This is a genomic window from Comamonas sp. 26 (genome assembly GCF_002754475.1).
Taxonomy (GTDB): domain Bacteria; phylum Pseudomonadota; class Gammaproteobacteria; order Burkholderiales; family Burkholderiaceae_C; genus Comamonas.
In genome coordinates this window covers 2,384,046-2,402,176 of the sequence record NZ_PEFL01000001.1, presented here as the reverse complement: position 1 = coordinate 2,402,176, position 18,131 = coordinate 2,384,046, and the positions used below count along the sequence as shown (strand labels likewise).

General features: G+C 58.3%; 18 protein-coding genes. 13 read left to right on the top strand and 5 right to left on the bottom strand.

From position 1 onward, the window contains the following. Positions 1–266 precede the first annotated feature (266 nt). The 13 genes from CLU84_RS11020 (at position 267) to CLU84_RS10960 (ending at position 13,176) form a co-directional block, all read left to right on the top strand. Entirely contained in the window at positions 267–926 is a 660-nt protein-coding gene (locus CLU84_RS11020; RefSeq protein WP_199173721.1) for a transglutaminase-like cysteine peptidase, read from the top strand. A gap of 45 nt (positions 927–971) precedes the next feature. Next, complete coding sequence (locus CLU84_RS11015) at positions 972–2,960, top strand: LapD/MoxY N-terminal periplasmic domain-containing protein (RefSeq protein WP_099737206.1); 1,989 nt, start codon at positions 972–974, stop codon at positions 2,958–2,960. A gap of 497 nt (positions 2,961–3,457) precedes the next feature. Next, on the top strand, positions 3,458–4,324 hold the full coding sequence (locus CLU84_RS11010; protein WP_199173775.1) for an MBL fold metallo-hydrolase: 867 nt from the start codon (positions 3,458–3,460) through the stop codon (positions 4,322–4,324). Continuing rightward, complete coding sequence (locus CLU84_RS11005; RefSeq protein WP_099737204.1) at positions 4,324–4,815, top strand: hypothetical protein; 492 nt, start codon at positions 4,324–4,326, stop codon at positions 4,813–4,815. Before CLU84_RS11010 ends, CLU84_RS11005 begins: the two co-directional genes overlap by 1 nt. A gap of 128 nt (positions 4,816–4,943) precedes the next feature. Beyond that, entirely contained in the window at positions 4,944–5,264 is a 321-nt protein-coding gene (locus tag CLU84_RS11000; protein ID WP_099737203.1) for a c-type cytochrome, read from the top strand. Positions 5,265–5,319: 55 nt separating this feature from the next. Next, positions 5,320–6,666 carry a sulfite dehydrogenase gene (soxC, locus tag CLU84_RS10995; RefSeq protein WP_099737202.1) on the top strand — a complete coding sequence of 449 codons (1,347 nt, stop codon included), beginning with the start codon at positions 5,320–5,322 and terminating at the stop codon, positions 6,664–6,666. Beyond that, the gene (locus CLU84_RS10990) at positions 6,650–7,714 is read left to right on the top strand and encodes a c-type cytochrome (protein WP_099737201.1); all 1,065 of its coding nucleotides are present in this window, start codon (positions 6,650–6,652) and stop codon (positions 7,712–7,714) included. The genes soxC and CLU84_RS10990 overlap by 17 nt, the downstream gene beginning before the upstream one ends. A 61-nt stretch (positions 7,715–7,775) precedes the next feature. Next, entirely contained in the window at positions 7,776–8,231 is a 456-nt protein-coding gene (gene soxY / locus CLU84_RS10985) for a thiosulfate oxidation carrier protein SoxY (RefSeq protein WP_099737200.1), read from the top strand. Between the two features lie 24 nt (positions 8,232–8,255). Then, entirely contained in the window at positions 8,256–8,567 is a 312-nt protein-coding gene (soxZ, locus tag CLU84_RS10980; protein WP_003053938.1) for a thiosulfate oxidation carrier complex protein SoxZ, read from the top strand. Positions 8,568–8,640: 73 nt separating this feature from the next. After that, entirely contained in the window at positions 8,641–9,450 is an 810-nt protein-coding gene (gene soxA / locus CLU84_RS10975; protein ID WP_099737199.1) for a sulfur oxidation c-type cytochrome SoxA, read from the top strand. 10 nt (positions 9,451–9,460) lie between these two features. After that, entirely contained in the window at positions 9,461–10,114 is a 654-nt protein-coding gene (gene soxX, locus CLU84_RS10970) for a sulfur oxidation c-type cytochrome SoxX (protein WP_099737198.1), read from the top strand. Between the two features lie 145 nt (positions 10,115–10,259). Beyond that, on the top strand, positions 10,260–11,993 hold the full coding sequence (gene soxB / locus CLU84_RS10965) for a thiosulfohydrolase SoxB (protein ID WP_099737197.1): 1,734 nt from the start codon (positions 10,260–10,262) through the stop codon (positions 11,991–11,993). 73 nt (positions 11,994–12,066) lie between these two features. After that, positions 12,067–13,176: a YeeE/YedE family protein gene (locus CLU84_RS10960; protein WP_099737196.1), complete on the top strand. Its 1,110-nt coding sequence runs from the start codon at positions 12,067–12,069 to the stop codon at positions 13,174–13,176. A 107-nt stretch (positions 13,177–13,283) separates the two neighbouring features. On the opposite strand, the gene CLU84_RS10955 is transcribed toward CLU84_RS10960, so the two are convergent. From CLU84_RS10955 to lptF, 5 genes are read right to left on the bottom strand one after another with little or no spacing between them, the layout of a single operon-like run. Further along, on the bottom strand, positions 13,284–14,450 hold the full coding sequence (locus tag CLU84_RS10955; RefSeq protein WP_099737986.1) for a pyridoxal phosphate-dependent aminotransferase: 1,167 nt from the start codon (positions 14,448–14,450) through the stop codon (positions 13,284–13,286). A gap of 22 nt (positions 14,451–14,472) precedes the next feature. Continuing rightward, on the bottom strand, positions 14,473–15,414 hold the full coding sequence (locus tag CLU84_RS10950) for a CysB family HTH-type transcriptional regulator (protein ID WP_099737195.1): 942 nt from the start codon (positions 15,412–15,414) through the stop codon (positions 14,473–14,475). Between the two features lie 51 nt (positions 15,415–15,465). After that, positions 15,466–15,909 carry a sirohydrochlorin chelatase gene (locus CLU84_RS10945; RefSeq protein ID WP_099737194.1) on the bottom strand — a complete coding sequence of 148 codons (444 nt, stop codon included), beginning with the start codon at positions 15,907–15,909 and terminating at the stop codon, positions 15,466–15,468. Positions 15,910–15,912: 3 nt separating this feature from the next. Continuing rightward, positions 15,913–17,016 (bottom strand): LPS export ABC transporter permease LptG, encoded by a 1,104-nt coding sequence (gene lptG / locus CLU84_RS10940; protein ID WP_099737193.1) that lies wholly within the window; start codon positions 17,014–17,016, stop codon positions 15,913–15,915. Beyond that, on the bottom strand, positions 17,013–18,122 hold the full coding sequence (lptF, locus tag CLU84_RS10935; protein ID WP_099737192.1) for an LPS export ABC transporter permease LptF: 1,110 nt from the start codon (positions 18,120–18,122) through the stop codon (positions 17,013–17,015). Before lptF ends, lptG begins: the two co-directional genes overlap by 4 nt. Positions 18,123–18,131: the final 9 nt, after the last annotated feature.

Sequence of the window (18,131 nt, the reverse complement as noted above, 5' to 3'; positions counted from 1 at the left end):
AAGTATCAAGTCTTCTGCCTCCTCGCCGAGTCGGGTATGGCGGCTCATTTCCAGCGTTTGCATGATTGGTTACATTTGTGAGCATTGAATCTTGATTGCGTTCTCATCGAATCTTCAAAGTTCATAGCAGTAAACACAATATATAAAAGCGCTCAAGCTAAATTCTGCTTTGAGTGGTTTGCTTTTCTGTCACTCAATTGAGCACTTCGCCTAGCCTCCTGCTGCCGCATTTCGCGAGCACACTTCCGCGCCTGTCACGCAGAGGCATGCTTGTGTTCGGCTCGGGAATGCTGGGCGCTTTGGCATTGCAGGCAAGGTCGGATGCCGTTGCCCTGGATTTTGACGAAGGGCGTTTGCAGAGCAGTATGCAGTCCCGTTATGGCGCGGCAGGTGTGCAGCGACTGGGCCAGTGGCTGGCGATGCTGAAGGCCCAGAAAAGCAGACCGTTGTCGCAGCAGTTGCCTGCCGTCAATGAATTCTGGAATCGCGCTGTGGTGCAGACAGATGACAGCATGCTCTGGGCACAGCCGGATTACTGGGCGACGCCGCTGGAGACGTTGGGCAAGGGCGCGGGCGATTGCGAGGACTATGTGATTGGCAAATATTTTTCGCTGCTGCGGCTTGGGGTGCCAGGGGACAAATTGCGGCTGATCTATGTCCGGGCGCGCATGGGCGGGGTGGGCAGCACGCAAAGCATTGCACATATGGTGCTGGGTTACTACGAGGCGCCCACGGGCGAGCCGCTGGTGCTGGACAGCATGGTGGATTTTTTGCTGCCATCCAGCCAGCGTAAGGATCTGACGCCTGTTTTTAGTTTTAACGCGCAAGGGGTTTATGTGGGGGGGGCGCAGCCTTCGTCGGTAGACCGCATTACGCGTTGGCGGGATTTGCTGAAGCGAATGAAGCAGGAAGGATTTTTGCCGTGATTTTCGGATGCGATTTCTGTTTACAAGGCATGTAGAGGAAGCAGGATGTCTTTGTTAAAACAACTTTTGATCAGTGTGACGGTGGCGATTCTGGCGATTCTGGCTGGCACGCTGGTCTTCAGTATTGATTCTGCGCGCCAGTATCTGGACGGCCAGTTGCAGTCGGAAGCTGAGAATGCAGCATCCTCGTTGGCCTTGTCGCTGTCTCAGCCGGCCAATCAGGATCCGATCACGCGGGAGTTATTGATGACGGCGCTGTATGACAGCGGCCAGTTTCAACGGATTGCGCTGGCTTCCCCCGAAGGGCAGATCTTGTTTGAGCGCCAGCGCTCGGATGCAGACGGCGCAGACACGGGCAGGCGTGTGCGTAGTGATAGTGCTCCGAAATGGTTTTCCCAGCTCTTGCCGCTGCACGCGCCCAAGGCGCAGCGGGTGGTTAGTGATGGCTGGAAGCAGGTGGGGCAGCTGACGCTGGAGGTGGACGATGCATATGCGCGCAGTGCGCTGTGGAACAGTTCGGTGCGCATGGCAAGCCTGGTGGTGCTGGCCGGTGTCGGGTGGACGGTGTTTGTGGTGCTGCTGCTTCAATGGTTTCGCCGGGTGCTGAGACAGGAGATTGAGGCGCAGGTCCAAGGTATTGGGCGTACGTCGGCAGGGTCTGTTTCGGTACCGGCATTGCTTCCACAGAAATCAGCGGTGGCGGAACTGGCCCCAGTGCTCAGTGCGATTGCAGACACGCGTGAGCGCGTGCAGGCGACGGCGCTTGAGCAAATGGCGCGTATCGATTCGCTGGAGCTGGAAGTCAACCGCGACCCAGTAACTTTGCTGCCCAACCGCAAGTACTTTGTCAATGAACTGCATCGCGCCCTCAGCGGAGCGGATGCTGAGGCAGCACATGGCTATGTGATGCTGTTCCGTCAGCGCGACTTGCTGGCACTCAATGCCCAGATGACGCGTGCTAGTGCTGATACATGGCTGAAGTCGGTCGGTGAACGTGTGAGCCAAGTACTCAGTGCCCACCCGGATTCCGGTCCGCAACTGGCACGTCTCAATGGCGCTGATTTTGTTGTGCTGCTGCCCTCATTGGCCGGGCCGGAGGCCATGTCGCTGGTGCTGGAAGTTCGTCAAGTGCTGCAGTCCATGCGCCTGACCTTGAGTGGCGGCCACTGGTGCCGCTGGAGCTTTGCACTTACCGATTACACGGCCTCAAGCTCGGTGACGGGTGTGCTCTCGCGGCTGGACTATGGCGTGATGCGAGCCGAAAGTTCGGGTCAGTCCGATGTGGAATATGTGGCTTATGGGGATGAGGAAGTGGCCTCCAACATGGCTGGTGAGACCTTGTGGCGCCAGACGTTGATTGCATCGCTTGAAACACCGGATGCGCTGTCACTGACCGTGCAGCCCATGCTTTTCACGACAGATACTGGTATGAAAAGGCGTTGTGAGGCATCTCTATCACTGCGCACTGCGACGGGTGAAGCCTTGATGGGCTCGCTGTTTCTTCCCGTAGCCGTGCGCTTGGGCATGTCGGCAGATTGCGACTTGCGTGCGGTGGCACTGGGGCTTGATTGGTTGGAGGAAGGGGATGCTGAACTGGTTGTTCGTGTCTCGTTGCCATCACTGGCGCAGCCAGATTTTCTGGGGCGTTTGAATGAGATTCTGAAAGCCCCAAAGTGGGAGCGGCGACTGCCGTTGCTGTGCCTGGAGCTGGATACGCACGGGTTGATGGCCTATCCTGGTGAGATGACTGACTTTTGCCAATCCATGGCCGAGCTGGGTGTAGGCGTGGGTTTGCGCCGCCTGGATCAGCAGCCTATGGTGCTGGCTAAACTGCACACTTTGCCGGTGCGCTATGTGAAGCTGGGCGGCAGTTTTGCTGAGCAGTCTGTGCAAAGCCCCGGTGCCTTGCATTTGCTGGAAGCCATGGCCGTAACGGCTGCACAGCTAGGCATTCAGGTGGTGGTGACCGACACGGTGAATGCGCAAGCGCAAGAGTTGTTGCGCAAGCATCATGCGTTGACACTTTTTTCTTGAGGCAAGACGTTCTCACAAAAAAGGGGCGCCGATGGCACCCTTTTGTCTGAATTGTGTGAGCGGCATGTTACTGCCAACCCAAAACCGACCAGCTAAAGCGCAAAGAGCCAATTGGACTGCCTAGGGGCAGTCCGGTGATGTACGACTTTATTGCGATTTCTACGAGTTCATTCCCACAGAACACAAGGTGTCTCCTGTGGGTTCGATGTCATCAGGGAAGATGCCGTCTGTTAAATATTGCCACTTGCTTATATTTGTGATGACAAAAGCATTCACAAATAAGGCAAGCGCTAGTGCGGGTCTCACAGGGCCGCTGCATTGGCCGTCAAGCGAGGCAAGGGTATATGGCAAGGACCGATTCAGGATGGGTAAGAGATGCAGTGAGCGTTGCGGTGTGTACAGCACTGATGTGGGTGGGGGCTGCTGCGGCGCATGACGCCAGCGTGCCTGCCAGAGCACAGGCCAGCAAGGCGCAGCCATTTTCCGATGTCTCCGCTATGCGGCTGCAGAAGGTCGCTGCCCATGTGTACTTTGTGCAAGGTGAATCGGCGCTGGGCAGCGCAGCCAATCGCAACTTCATCTCTAACGCGGGTTTTGTGATCACCAAGGACAGTGTGGTGGTGATCGATGCACTGGGTTCACCGGCCCTGGCGGAGGAGCTGGTCAAGCAGATCAAAACGGTCACCAGCAAGCCCATCAGCCATGTGCTGCTGACCCACTATCACGCCGACCATATCTACGGGCTGCAGGTGTTTGAGGCGCTGGGCGCAAAGATTGTGGCCAACGCTCAGGCGCGGGAATACATCAACTCTGAAACAGCGCACCTGCGGCTGGATGCTTCGCGAAAAGACTTGGCTCCTTGGGTCAACGACAGCACACGCATGGTGGCCGCCAGCCAGTGGCTTTCTGCCGATAGCTCACAGTTGACGGTGGGCGGCGTGGACTTTGTGCTGCAGCACATGGGGCCTGCGCATACGCCTGAAGACACGGCAGTCTTTTTGCCGCAAAGCGGAGTGCTTTTCATCGGCGATGTGGTGTTTCGCAACCGCATTCCGTATGTAGGTCAGGCTGACAGTCGCCACTGGATTGCAGCGCTGGATGGGCTGCTCAAGCTGCCCGTCAAAATCATGGTGCCCGGTCATGGCCCGGCTTCAGACAATCCGCGCCAAGACATGCAGTTGACGCGTGACTATTTGCGATTTCTGCGCGATGCCATGGACAAGGCCGCAGCCAATCTGGACCCGTTTGACGAGGCCTACCAGAACACCGACTGGTCAAAGTTTGCAGGCTACCCGCTGTTCAAGGAAGCCAATCGCATGAATGCCTACAACACCTTCTTGCTGATGGAGCAGGAAAAGCCGTGATGCCGTACCTTGAGGCTTTTCACGGCACGCGCAGGCTCTGGCTGCAAGGTCTGGCGGTCATCGCTGGCCCTGCCTTGGCGGCACCTGATGCCTCTGAGCAATGGCTGCCCAGCAGTCAGAGCCTGCAGCGTGATCTGGCTGTCGCACTGGCCAAAAAACAGCCGCTGGTGGTGATGGCGACTTTGCACGGCTGCCCATTCTGCAAGGTGGTGCGAGAGCATCACTTGCTACCGTTGCAACAGGCGGGAGCGTTTGTCACGCAGATTCATTTCTTGTCCGGTGAGCCTTTGCTGGACTGGCAAGGCAAGGTCAGCACGCATGGTGGCCAGGTCAAGCAGCTGGGGATTGACGTGGCACCCACTGTGCTTTTTTATGGCGCGGGAAATAAAGAAGTGGCCGAGCGCTTGGCTGGTAGCTCCATCCCAGACTTCTACGGTGCTTATCTGGATGAGCGTATGAAGACAGCGCGTGCAGCGATTCTGAAGCGCTGAGTTGTGATAAGTGGATGTCGTTGTTCTAAATTTGAATAACGAGGGTTAGCGCCAGATTTCAAATCGTGACCTGTGTCAGATACTTTAAATAACAACATGCTTATATATAAATATAAGGAGACAAAGAGATGAGGCTTGCATCCTGGATGAGTGGTTTGACGGTGGTGCTGGGACTGGTCGCTCCGGCGGTGGCTGCAGCCGATCAGGCACTGGCGCAGAAGAACGCCTGCTTGGCTTGCCATGCGGTGGACAAGAAGCTGGTTGGCCCTGCCTTCCAGGATGTGGCCAAAAAATATGCCGCGCAATCCGATGCGCAGGCACAACTGGCCAAGAGCATCAAGGCCGGCGGCGCAGGCAAGTGGGGCCCTGTACCCATGCCAGCGCAGCCTGCACTCAGTGATGCGGATGCCGGACTGCTGGCTGCCTGGATTCTTAAAGGCTCCAAATGAAAACAGCTTGTAGCGTATATCTGATGTGCGCTTTAAGCTATTAAAAAGGGAGCTTATGCAAGAGCAGATAACAGGGACGGTGCGCAAGGCACCTGAGAATTTTGTACGCCCTGCAGATGTCGGTACTGTGTTTGCCGAAGCCAAGGCGGGCCGCCGCAGCTTTATTCGCGGGGCTTTTGCTGCAGCGACGGCGGCCGCTGGGACGGTTGCCATGCATGCGCAGGCGCAAGCAAAGGGAGACCCCAATATTCTGGAGCTGCCCGCCCACACCAAGGGGCTGGGCCAGGCGGTGGTGACGGATGGCTATGGCAAGCCTTCCCAATACGAGGCCAATGTGCAGCGCCGCCAGAGCCCGGGTCTGACGCAGACCAAGCAGGCATCGGTGTCGTTTGCGCCGCTGCAGTCGCTGTTCGGCATCATCACGCCCAGTGGCCTGCACTTTGAGCGCCACCATCAAGGCTGGTGGGACATTGATCCTTCCAAGCATCGTTTGATGATCAACGGTCTGGTGAAGAGCTCCAAGGTCTTCACCATGGACGAGATCATGCGACTGCCGTCGGTGTCTCGCTTTCATTTCATCGAATGCGGCGCTAACACGGGCATGGAATGGGGCAATGTGGCCGTGCCCACAGTGCAGTACACGCACGGCATGCTGTCTTGCAGCGAGTTTACGGGCGTGCCGCTGATCACCTTGCTGGAGATGGCCGGGGCGGATCTGAAAAAAGGCAAGTTCATTCTGGCCGAAGGGGCGGACGGCTCATCGATGACGCGCACCATCCCCATCGAGCTGATCACCTCGGGTGAAGTGCTGGTAGCCTATGGCCAGAATGGCGAGATGCTGCGGCCCGAGCAGGGCTACCCGCTGCGGCTTGTCGTGCCAGGAGTGCAGGGCGTGAGCTGGGTGAAATATCTGCGCCGCATTGAGGTGGGCGACATGCCTTATGCGGCCAAGGATGAGGCGATTCACTATGTGGATCTGATGCCTGACGGCCAGCACCGCCAGTACTCCAGCATTCAGGAGTGCAAGAGTGTGGTGACCACACCGTCCGGCGGGCAGATGCTGATGGACAAGGGTTTCTACAACATCACGGGCCTGGCGTGGTCGGGGCGCGGCAAGGTCAAGCGTGTGGATGTGAGCGTGGATGGTGGCCGCAACTGGCGTACAGCCCGCCTGGAAGGGCCGGTGATGAGCAAATGCCTGACCCGCTTCAATCTGGACTGGGTCTGGAATGGCGAGGAATGCATTATTCAAAGCCGCGCCATGGATGACACCGGCTACGTGCAGCCCACATCGCAGCAACTGCGCGCCGTGCGTGGCACGCGCTCCATTTATCACAACAACTCCATCCAGTCCTGGGCGGTACACGCTAACGGGGAGGTCGCCAATGTTCAGCTTGCGTAAACCTCTGGCCGTGCTGGCACTGGCCGCGATGAGCACGGCTGCCATGACCTCTGCCGCGCAGACCAAGACCCCGGATCAGCGCTTTCCGGGTGTGGGGCGCAATGCGACCACGCAGGAAGTGCAGGCCTGGGATATTGATGTGCGCCCGGATTTCAAGGGCCTGCCTGCAGGCTCGGGTTCGGTGCAAAAGGGCATGGATGTGTGGGAGGCTAAATGCGCCTCCTGTCACGGCGTGTTTGGTGAGTCCAATGAGGTCTTCAGTCCGCTGGTGGGCGGCACGACGGCCGATGACATCAAGACCGGCCATGCCGCGCGGCTCAAGGACCCGGCCTTTCCCGGCCGCACGACCATGATGAAGGTGGCCACGGTCTCCACCTTGTGGGATTACATCAACCGCGCCATGCCGTGGAATGCGCCCAAGTCGCTCTCCACTGAAGAGGTGTATGCCGTCACCGCCTACTTGCTCAATCTGGGTGGGGTAGTGCCTGAAAACTTCACGCTCAGTGACAAGAACATTGCCGAGGTGCAGCAAAAACTGCCCAACCGCAATGGCATGACGACGCAGCACGCGCTGTGGCCTAGCAATGAATTCAGCAAAAATGCCAAGCCCGATGTGCAGGCCGCTGCCTGCATGAGCAACTGCGGCCCAGTGCCCAAGGTGCGATCAGCCTTGCCCGAGCATGCCAGTAACAACCACGGCAATCTGGCCCAGCAAAACCGATCTGTAGGTGCGCAGCACGGCATTGAAACGGATGGCGGGGCCAGCAAGGCGGCAAAACCTGCCGCCGCAAACCCTAAAGCTGCCGTGCCCACAGCGCTGCTGGAGAAAAACGCCTGTATTGCCTGCCACGGCATGGAGCAAAAAATCGTAGGCCCGGCCTTCAGCGATATCGCCAAAAAATACGGCGGCCAACTGGACTATGTGCTGGGAAAGGTCAAGGCCGGTGGCACGGGTGTCTGGGGTTCTATCCCTATGCCGGCTCAGCCCCAGTTGAGTGATGCTGATGCCAAGGTCATCGCCCAGTGGCTGGCTGGCAGCAAGCCTTAAACAGAAGTGCAAGAAGCAGGCGCGCAGCGCATGTGTGACCGTTAATGAGAAGGAGACAACGATGAAACGTAGAGATGCCCTGAAAAACAGCGCTGCCGTACTCGGCATGCTGATGGCTGCTGGTCTGTTGCCGCAGGCCGCGCATGCTGCCTATAACAAGTCTGCATTTGATGCCAAGACGGTGGCCGAAGTTCTCAAGGCCTTGGGTGCATCAGCCCCGGCTGAGAGCAAGGATGTGACGCTGACAGCTCCCGATATTGCGGAGAACGGCGCTGTCGTGCCCTTGGGCGCAGCAACTACTTTGCCCAATGTGAAGCAGATGCTGGTGCTGGTGGAAAAGAACCCCAACACGCTGGTGGCGTCTTTTGCCGTCAATGACGCGGTGGAGGCCAACTTTCTGACCCGTGCCAAGCTGGGCCAGTCTTCGGATGTATATGCCGTGGCCATCACCAACGATGGCAAGGCCTTCTACGCCAAGAAGGAAGTCAAGGTCACTCTGGGTGGCTGCGGCGGTTAATTCATCAAAGACAAGGAGAAGAACATGGCAGATCCGATGCGAATTCGCGCTCAGGCCGCAGGCGACAAGACAACTGTGCGTGTGCTGATGTCCCACGAGATGGAGACCGGTCAGCGCAAGGATGCGGAAGGCAAGACCGTGCCCGCCTGGTTTATTCAGGAAGTGACGGCTGCCCACAACGGCAAGCAGGTGCTGCAGGCAGAGTGGGGGCCAGCGGTGTCAAAGAATCCGTTTTTGCAGTTTGTCGTCAAGGGGGCCAAGGCGGGCGACAAGATCTCGGTCAGCTGGAAGGACAACAAGGGCGAGACCCGTACTGACGAGGCCACGGTCAGCTGAAACCGTTGATTGGGCGAGGCCGCTGTGAGCCACCTGCCTCGCCAGAATCCAAATCCATAAAGAGAGGTGCCCCATGAGACATAGCCCCTTGAGAGGGTCGCTGGCTGCGGTGCTCGCGCTGTGCGTCAGCGCGCCGGTGCTGGCGCAAAAAAGTACGGCGGACGGCATTGCCGAGTACCGGGAGATGCTGCAGGACGGCAACCCCGCCGAGCTGTTCGAGATGAAGGGCGAGGAGCTGTGGAAGCAAAAGCGTGGCCCTAAGAAAATGTCCATGGAGCAGTGTGATCTGGGTAAGGGCGCTGGCGTGGTCAAGGGCGTGTTTGTCGAGTTGCCGCGCTACTTTGCAGACACGGGCAAGGTGCAGGATCTGGAGTCGCGCCTGCTGACCTGCATGGAAAAGCAGCAGGGGCTGGATGCGCAAAAGATTGCTGCCACGCCTTTTGGCAAGGATGAGCAAAAGAACATGGAAGGCCTGGTGGCCTGGATCTCTTCCCAGTCCAAGGGCATGAAGTTTGACCTGCCCCAGAGCCATGCCCAGGAAAAGCAGATGTACGAAGCGGGCAAGCGCCTGTTTTACATGCGCGGCGGCCCGCACGACTTTGCCTGTGCCTCCTGCCACGGTGCAGATGGCAAGCGCATTCGCATGCAGGACCTACCCAACCTGACCAGAAACCCCGGTGCGGCCGAAGGCTTTGGAGCATGGCCTGCCTACCGCGTGTCTTCGGGCGAGCTGTGGAGCATGCAGCGCCGCTTGAATGACTGCTTCCGCCAGCAGCGCTTTCCGTATCCCGGTTATGCCAGTGATGTGACCGTGGCGCTGAGCGTGTTCATGGGTGTCAATGGCAAGGGCGGCGCTTCTACGGCACCGGCCATCAAGCGATAAGGAGGACAGCATGAAAACACAAAAATATGTGCCTTATCTGGCAGTCGCTGCATCGTTTGCGGTGCTGGGCTGCGCCTCGGTCGATAGCGGTGCGGATATGGACGCTTTGACGGCCAAGATGGTGCAGACCTCTTTTCGTGATCAGGGCATTGCCAAGGTGGACAGGCTGACGCAGGACGAATCGAACGCGGCCTGCAGCGCGTCCGATGCAACTGGTGTGCCGCTTGCGCCTGCACGTGCGCAGGCCATTGAAGCTGCCAATCTTAAAACCGTGCAGTGGCCCAAGGACGGCAAGTGGGTTGGTGACTGGAAAGAGGGTGAAAAAATTGCCCAGAATGGCCGCGGCATGACCTGGAGTGACAAGGCAGGCAGCGCCAATGGTGGCAATTGCTACAACTGCCACCAGATCAGCAAGGAAGAAATCTCTTACGGCACGCTGGGCCCCAGCCTCTACAACTACGGCAAGATTCGCGGCATTCAGAACCCAGACAGTCCTGAATCCAAAGCCATCGTCGAATACACCTGGGGCAAGATCTGGAATGCCAAGGCCTACAACGCCTGCTCGGGCATGCCCCGCTTTGGTCACTCGGGCATCCTGACCGAAGCGCAGACGCGCGATCTGGTTGCATTGCTGGTTGATCCCCAATCGCCCGTAAACAAATAGCTTCACCTGAACGGCTGTGCCGCCTCCCCTCTTACTTTGCTTCGCAGTTGGGGGAGGGGGCGACGCCTGCGCTGCGGGGGCTGCCTTTGTCCGTAGCCACCAGAGCTACATGCGGCGCACAGCACCATGGATAACTGATATTGATATGAGCCTTTCCAAACGCGAATTTTTGCAGGTGCTGGCTGCGGCCAGCGTCACAGGCATGGGGTTGCAGCGTTACGCTTATGCGGACCAAAAGCTGGCTGACAAGGCTTTGTATGAGGTTGCACCCTTCGGTAATGTGTCTTTGCTGCACATGACGGATTGCCATGCCCAGCTCAACCCCATTTACTTCCGCGAGCCCAGTGTCAACTTGGGCGTGGGGGCGATGAAAGATCAGCGCCCGCATTTGGTGGGCGAGCATTTGCTCAAGTCTGTGGGTCTCAAGCCGGGCACAGCATCGGCCTATGCCTTCAGCTATCTGGACTTTGAAGCAGCAGCCAAACGCTACGGCAAGGTGGGTGGCTTTGCGCATCTTTCCACGCTGGTCAAGCGCATGCGAGCTTCACGCCCCGGTGCGCTGTTGCTCGATGGTGGTGATACCTGGCAGGGATCGGCCACATCGCTGTGGACGAATGCTCAGGACATGGTGGATGCCTGCAAGCTGCTGGGCGTGGATGTGATGACCGGCCACTGGGAATTCACCTACGGCATGCAGCGCGTGCAGGAGATCATTGACAAAGATTTCGGCAACAAGCTCGACTTTGTGGCACAGAACGTCAAGACGGCGGACTTTGGTGACCCGGTGTTCAAACCCTATGTGATCCGCGAGATTAACGGCGTGCCCGTGGCCATCATCGGCCAGGCCTTCCCGTACACGCCGATTGCCAACCCACGCTATATGGTGGCGGACTGGAGCTTTGGCATTCAGGATGAGAACCTGCAGAAGATGGTGGACGAGGCCCGTGGCAAGGGCGCCAAGGTCGTGGTCGTGCTTTCGCACAACGGCATGGATGTGGACCTGAAAATGGCCAGCCGCGTGCGCGGAATCGACGCCATTCTGGGCGGTCATACCCATGACGGTATGCCCGTGCCCACGATTGTGCAGAACGCAGGTGGCAAGACCATCGTGACCAATGCGGGCTCCAACGGCAAGTTTCTGGGCGTGCTGGACTTTGACGTCAAAGACGGCAAGGTGCGTGACTTCAAATACCGTCTGCTGCCAGTGTTCTCCAACATTCTTCCGGCTGATGCCGAGATGCAGGCGCTGATTACCAAGGTGCGCGCACCGTATGAGAGCAAGCTGGCCGAGGTGCTGGCGACGACGGATGGCACGCTGTACCGCCGTGGCAACTTCAACGGCACGGGCGATCAACTGCTGCTGGATGCCATGATGGCGGTGCAGGGTGCTCCGATTGCCTTCTCGCCAGGTTTCCGCTGGGGAACTTCACTGCTGGCTGGGCAGGACATCACCCGCGAGTGGCTGATGGACATGACGGCGACGACGTATTCCTACGCCACGGTGACGGAGATGACTGGCACCACCATCAAGACCGTGCTGGAAGATGTTGCCGACAATCTTTTTAACCCTGACCCCTATTACCAGCAGGGCGGCGATATGGTACGCGTGGGTGGTTTGCAGTATCAGTGTGAGCCGACGGCTGGTGCTGGCAAGCGCATCAGCGAGATGCGGCTGAATGGGCAACTGCTGGAGGCCGATAAAAAGTACAAGGTAGCGGGCTGGGCACCTGTGGCAGAAGATGCCAAGAGCGCTGGCCACAAGCAAATCTGGGAAGTGGTTGAGCCCTGGCTTAAGGCACAAAAAACCATCAAGCCACGTCAGCTCAATGTGCCGAAACTGATCAATATCGGCAGCAATTACGGTTTGGCAAAAGCGTGATTAAGACAGCGTTATTGCACGGGCAGGGGTATGTTCCATTGCTCGATTGCAGTGCGCGCCTTCCAATGCGCGCATGAGCCTTGCCGAGTTTGAATCCCTGAAAGCCACCGTTCTGGTGGCCATTTTTTTGCTGGCCGCCGCCCTGGGCTTTGTAATGCGCGAGACGCGCTTTTGCACCATGGGTGCCATCAGTGATGTGGTCTATCTGCAAGATTGGACGCGTGTGCGGCAATGGTGTGCGGCGATTGCCGTAGCCATGCTGGGCTTTGCAGCGCTGGCGTTGTGGGGGCAGTTGCAGGTGGGCGATGCGCTCTATGCCAGCCGCCGGCTGCTGTGGTTGTCTGCCTTGGTGGGTGGCGTCTTGTTTGGTGCGGGCATGGTGCTGGCATCGGGTTGCAGTGCCAGAAATCTGACCCGGCTGGGCGGCGGTAGCCTCAAAGCGCTGGTCGTGCTGCTGGTCATGGCTGTGGCGGCCTTTGCCACGCTCAAAGGCATTACGGCCGTGGCGCGTGTGCGCTGGCTCGATAGCGTACAACTGGAGCTCACCACGCTGGCCTTGCTGCCGGAGATGTTGTCTGACGCAGCGCAGTGGTCGCTGTTTGCCACTCGCGCAGCTCTGGGTTTTGGCGCGGCCCTGGTGCTGCTGGTGATGGCCATCAACCCCATGCGTGGAGCGGATCGCCGCTGGGGCGTATTGCTGGGCGGCGTTCTGGTTGGCTTGTGCGTGACGGTGGCCTGGTGGCTCAGCGGTCATCTGGGGCTAGTGGCCGAGCACCCCGAAACTCTGGAGCAAGTTTATGCCACGACCTATAGCGGGCGCATCGAGGCATTCAGCTTTGTCTCGCCCATTGCGCATACGCTGGACTGGCTGATGTTCTTCAGCGACCGCAGCAAGGTCGTGACCTGGGGCATCGCATCGGTGGCGGGCATGGTGCTGGGCAGCTTCATTCATGCGCTGTGGCGCAGAGATTTTCAGTGGCAAGGCTTTGCGGACAGATTGGACTTGTCTCGTCACTTGACCGGGGCCGTGCTGATGGGCGTGGGCGGCGTAACAGCCATGGGCTGCACTATAGGCCAGGGAATCAGCGCGATTTCCATGCTCAGTCTGGGCAGCTTTATCGCTATTGCGGGCATTGTGCTGGGGGCGGTGCTGATGCTGCGCTATCTGGCATCCAGGGTTTGAATATTTGATAGCTGCTTGCGCTTGCGAAGCATAGGTTTCAGCATTAAAGAGGTCTGAAAACAAAAAAAGGAGCGCGATAGGCGCTCCTTTTTATGAGACGAAAGGCTTTACAGCTTGCGCAGTCTGGCTGCTGCTTCGATCAAGGTTTCATCCTTTTTGGCGAAGCAGAAACGCACCACACGCTGATCGAAACCGTCGCCGTAGAAGGCCGACAGCGGAATGGCGGCGACGCCGACTTCTTTGACCAGCCACTGGCAGAACTCGGCTTCGTTGAGGTCAGAGACCGAGGAAATATCGGCACAGAGGAAGTATGTGCCAGCGGTGGGCAATAGCTTCAGGCGTGAGCCTTGCAGGCCATTCAGGAACAGGTCGCGCTTGGCTTGGTAAAAGGCCGAGAGGTTCATGTAAGGCGCGGGGTCTTGCATGTATTGCGCCAGACCAGCCTGCATGGGCGTGTTCACCGTGAATACGTTGAACTGGTGGACTTTGCGAAACTCGGATGTCAGCGCAGCGGGGGCCGCCACGGTGCCAACTTTCCAGCCGGTGACGTGGAAGGTCTTGCCAAAGCTGGAGACGATAAAAGCGCGCTCTGCCAGGCCCGGGTAGCGGGCGCTGCTCAGGTGCTGGGCACCGTCGTAAACCATGTGCTCATACACCTCGTCGCTGATGAGAAGCACATTGGTCGGGGCGAGCAGTGCTTCCAGCTGGCGCATCTCCGCATCAGTCCAGATGGTGGCGCTGGGGTTGTGCGGGCTGTTGATGATCAAGAGGCGCGTGCGCGGCGTGATGGCGGCAGCGATCTTGTCGAAGTCCGGGCGGAAACTGCCTGGCGTGAGAGGCACGCGTACAGGCACACCGCCAGCCATTTCGATATTGGGCACGTAGCTGTCGTAGCAGGGGTCGAGCACGATGACTTCATCACCTGCATGGACGGTGGCCAGAATGATGGTGAGGATGGCCTGCGTGGCACCGGCGGTAATGGTGATTTCGCTGCCAGCGTCGTAGCGGCGAGCGTGCAGTGCTTCAATTTTTGAAGCAACGGCTTCGCGCAGCGCAGGCCAGCCTGTCATGGGCGGGTACTGGTTGTGGCCTGCGCGCATGGCGTCGTTCACGGCGTCAAGCAACTTTGGGTCGCAGCCAAAGTCCGGAAAGCCCTGACCGAGGTTGACGGCCTTGTGCTCGGCGGCCAGCGCCGACATGACAGTGAAGATGGTGGTGCCCACATTGGGCAGCTTGCTGGGAAAGGTCGGGGTCACGGTAGTCTTGCAGTGCAGGCACGGGGCCGTGCCGGTGAAATTACAGTCCGAAGTCGTCCACGCTGCCATTCATGGCGCGGATGATGAGGTCGCGCGAGAGGCGATCGCTGAGCAGTTCGGCAAACTTGTAGACGAAGTTGCGCAAGTATGCGCCGCGCTTGATGGCCACGCGGGCTACGCTGGTGCCGAACAGATGGCCGACGGGGCGCACGACGAGGTCGTTGACGGGATCATCGCGCATGGCCATTTCAGCCACGATACCGATGCCCAGACCCAGGCGCACATAGGTCTTGATGACGTCAGAGTCAATGGCTTCCAGCACGATGCGCGGGTGCAGGCGACGCATTTCAAAGGCGCGGTCAATCTTGCCGCGACCGGTGAAGGACGGGTGGTAGGTGATCAGCGCTTCCTGCGCAATGTCTTCCAGCGTGATGCGCTCTTTTTGGGCCAGTGGGTGGCCTGTGGGAAACACCAGAACATGCTGCCATTCATAGCAGGGCAGAGTGACCAGCTCGGGGTAATCGGCCAGCGATTCGGTTGCCATGCCAATTTCGGCGACCTCGTCGATCACCATGCGTGCTACTTCTGCAGGCGTGGCCTGGTGCAGGCTGATGGTGACTTTTGGATATTGCTCACGCAGGCGGGCCACTGCCGGGGGCAGCACATAACGCGCCTGAGTGTGGGTAGTGGCAATGCTGAGTGTGCCGCTGTCTTGCGCGCTGTACTGCTCGCCGATGCGCTTGAGGTTGCCCACTTCGCGCATGATGAGTTCAATGCTTTTGAGGACTTCCTGACCCGGCTCGGTGATGCGCTTGAGGCGCTTGCCATGGCGGGCAAAGATGTCAATGCCCAGCTCTTCTTCAAGCTCGATGATGGCTTTGGAGACACCTGGCTGAGAGGTGTGAAGGGCCTTGGCCGCCTCTGTCAGGTTGAGATTGCGGCGGGCGGCTTCTTGAACGAAGCGGAATTGATGCAGGTTCATGACGGCATGGACTAAGAACTTGCATCATTATGCTTCAAATATCTAAAGAATCTATTTTTTATCTAAATTCTGTATGTTTGAACCTGAATTGTCACTTTGAGGCGCAATCGCTTCAATGGCTAGCTGGGCCAGCAGCGCCGTGACTCTGGGGTTCTCGCCTGCAGCGGTTTGCAGATCGAATTGGCAAGCGGGGTGCTGCAGTCGCAATTCGTTCAGCAGGCGCGGAATGTCTTCACGGGCATGTTTGCCTGTGCCGAGAAACAGGGGGAGCACCGTAATCCGGTTGATGCCTTGCGCGATCAGCGTGTTGGCGGCAGTAGGCAGGTCGGGTGCACAGGCATCGAGATAGGCGCAGGCGCAGGGCAGATCGGGTTGGCTGGCCTGAACTGCGAGCAGCACGGCCTCAATCGGCTGGCGCCAGAGTGGGTCTCTGGAGCCATGGGCCAGCAAGATCATGCCAGCCCGGTTTGATGGAGAGAGCTTATCGCCTGACATGATTTAGCGCCTGAGTACCAGCCAGCCAAAGGCTGAGAGAGATAGCGCCGTATAAAGCATGCCCGGCGCTGCCGCCGCCAGCCATGGCCACCACGATTGCAACGTGCCGATATAGCCAAACACGTTGTTGAGTAGGAAGAAGCTGATGCCCGCCATCACGCCGCCAAACACATAAGCCGTGATGCCGCCCGAGCGGAAGTGCAGATAGGCAAAGGGCAGCGCCAGTACCACCATCACAAGGCAACTGAGTGGGTAGAAGACCTTGCGCCAGAACTCAATTTCGTACTTTTGTGCAGCCTGACCGTTGTCCTGCAAGTGTTGAATAAACTGAAACAGCGCAACCGTGGTCATGCGATCAGGCTTGAGCAGGGCACCAGAGACCATGGACGCCGTGACCTTGGTAGGCCAGTTCATGCTCTCTTCATTGCTGCGAGTCATCTTGGTGTTATCTCCGTCTTGTGTGACCTGGGTGGCCTGCACGCCTTGCAGCGTCCACTGATCGTTTTCCTCGTCCACCTGTGCGGACTGGGCATTGATTTGCGCGGCGATGCGGCCGTTGGCATCAAACTCGAAGATGCGCACGTTCACAAATTCGCCAGGCTTTTTAATGGCACCGACATTGATGGCGACAGAGTGCTTGCCTTGCTTTTCTTTGAGCCAGGCACCGGTTGCTCCGCTAGAAATCTGGCCTTTACCAAGAACGCGCAATTTCTGACTGATGTTGTCAGCAGCCGGGGCGATATAGTCGCCCACCGCCACAGTGAGAACCACAAAGCTCATGCCCAGCACCAGCAGCGTGCGCAGAGCAAGCCAGGGACCCATGCCACTGGTTCGCATGATGGTGAACTCCGAGCTTTGCGCAAACTTGGCCATCACAAAAATGGCACCAATCAGCACGGCAATGGGCATCAGCTCGTAAAGGTGGCCGGGAATGGCAAGTGCCACCAACAGCAGGGCATGTGTGGTGGTGTAGCCAGCGTTGCCACTGCCCACCCAGCGCATTTCATCGACCAGGTCAAAGAAAAAGAACAGCGCAAGAAAGGCCAGCGTGACATAGAGCACTGCCTGAATGACTTCGCGGTAGATCAGATTGCGAAGAACTTTCATCGTGCAGCCTCCTGGCGAGCATGGGCGCGGTGCAGTAGATCGCGTGGCGACCAGCGGAAATGGCGTGCCAGCAGCACGAGGGTGCTACAGACCAGAATGCTTCCGTGCAGCAGGCCAAGAATGCCCCACATGCCAATTTTGTCGGCGCTGACCCAGCTTTCGCCCAGCGTCATGAGGTTGTAGTAAACGATGAAGGCAAACAGGGCAATCATCAGGCTGGTGCTGTTGCCAGCGCGTGGGTTTACGCTGGAGATGGCGAGGCCCAGAATGACAAAGTTCAGCGCGGCAAAAGGCAGGCCCAGTCGCCATGCCAGCACCGAGCGTGCAATCGGCTCATCGCGGCCCAGCAGTTCCTTGGTGGGCATGCTGCGTGCTGCTATTTCTTGCATGGTCACGGGGTTGTCGTTGTCCACCTTGACGCCGTATTCCTTGAAGTCAGTCACGCGAACCGAGCCATCGTCGGTACGGGTTTCCATGCGCTGGCCGTCTTCCAGAATGACCATGCGCTGGCCTTTGACGGTAGCAATGTGCGCGCCTTTGGCGGATGTCACGGATTCCTTGCCGGGGTCACGCGAGACCACAAAGACGTTGCTGGCTGCCATGTCCGATGGGGATTCCTTGTCCACAAAGAACACGCGCGTGCCGCCAGCGGACTCCTGAAACTCACCGGGTGCGATGCGATCCAAGTCGCTGCGCTGCTGAAATTGGGTCTTAATCTGCTCAATTTGCTGATAAGACCAGGGCAGAACGCCAAGAGCAAGTACGGCTGTGATCAGAATCACGGGCCAGGCAAAGCGCAGCAAGGGGCGCAGCAGGCTGGCCAGACCTTGGCCTGCGGCAAACCAGATGACCATCTCGCTGTCGCGATACATGCGCGATAGTGAGCCCACAATGGCCACAAACAGGCTCAGACCCAGAATGGTAGGGAGTTGCCCGAGCACGGTGAAACCCATGACCAGCATCACGTCGGAAGGGCTGACACTGCCCTTGTAAGCCTGACCGAGCGTGCGAATCAGCATCATGGTCATCACCACAGTGATCAGGACCACAGCCGTCGCACCAAAGCTGCGAGCCAGCTCTTTGCGTATGGATGAATCGAATAACATTGGCTAAAA

Bases quoted from the DNA above. Each gene is read 5' to 3' on its own strand.
- CLU84_RS11020 (WP_199173721.1), top strand. From the start codon at position 267: ATGCTTGTGTTCGGCTCGGGAATGCTGGGCGCTTTGGCATTGCAGGCA.
- CLU84_RS11015 (WP_099737206.1), top strand. From the start codon at position 972: ATGTCTTTGTTAAAACAACTTTTGATCAGTGTGACGGTGGCGATTCTG.
- CLU84_RS11010 (WP_199173775.1), top strand. From the start codon at position 3,458: ATGCGGCTGCAGAAGGTCGCTGCCCATGTGTACTTTGTGCAAGGTGAA.
- CLU84_RS11005 (WP_099737204.1), top strand. From the start codon at position 4,324: ATGCCGTACCTTGAGGCTTTTCACGGCACGCGCAGGCTCTGGCTGCAA.
- CLU84_RS11000 (WP_099737203.1), top strand. From the start codon at position 4,944: ATGAGGCTTGCATCCTGGATGAGTGGTTTGACGGTGGTGCTGGGACTG.
- soxC (WP_099737202.1), top strand. From the start codon at position 5,320: ATGCAAGAGCAGATAACAGGGACGGTGCGCAAGGCACCTGAGAATTTT.
- CLU84_RS10990 (WP_099737201.1), top strand. From the start codon at position 6,650: ATGTTCAGCTTGCGTAAACCTCTGGCCGTGCTGGCACTGGCCGCGATG.
- soxY (WP_099737200.1), top strand. From the start codon at position 7,776: ATGAAACGTAGAGATGCCCTGAAAAACAGCGCTGCCGTACTCGGCATG.
- soxZ (WP_003053938.1), top strand. From the start codon at position 8,256: ATGGCAGATCCGATGCGAATTCGCGCTCAGGCCGCAGGCGACAAGACA.
- soxA (WP_099737199.1), top strand. From the start codon at position 8,641: ATGAGACATAGCCCCTTGAGAGGGTCGCTGGCTGCGGTGCTCGCGCTG.
- soxX (WP_099737198.1), top strand. From the start codon at position 9,461: ATGAAAACACAAAAATATGTGCCTTATCTGGCAGTCGCTGCATCGTTT.
- soxB (WP_099737197.1), top strand. From the start codon at position 10,260: ATGAGCCTTTCCAAACGCGAATTTTTGCAGGTGCTGGCTGCGGCCAGC.
- CLU84_RS10960 (WP_099737196.1), top strand. From the start codon at position 12,067: ATGAGCCTTGCCGAGTTTGAATCCCTGAAAGCCACCGTTCTGGTGGCC.
- CLU84_RS10950 (WP_099737195.1), bottom strand. From the start codon at position 15,414: ATGAACCTGCATCAATTCCGCTTCGTTCAAGAAGCCGCCCGCCGCAAT.
- CLU84_RS10945 (WP_099737194.1), bottom strand. From the start codon at position 15,909: ATGTCAGGCGATAAGCTCTCTCCATCAAACCGGGCTGGCATGATCTTG.
- lptG (WP_099737193.1), bottom strand. From the start codon at position 17,016: ATGAAAGTTCTTCGCAATCTGATCTACCGCGAAGTCATTCAGGCAGTG.
- lptF (WP_099737192.1), bottom strand. From the start codon at position 18,122: ATGTTATTCGATTCATCCATACGCAAAGAGCTGGCTCGCAGCTTTGGT.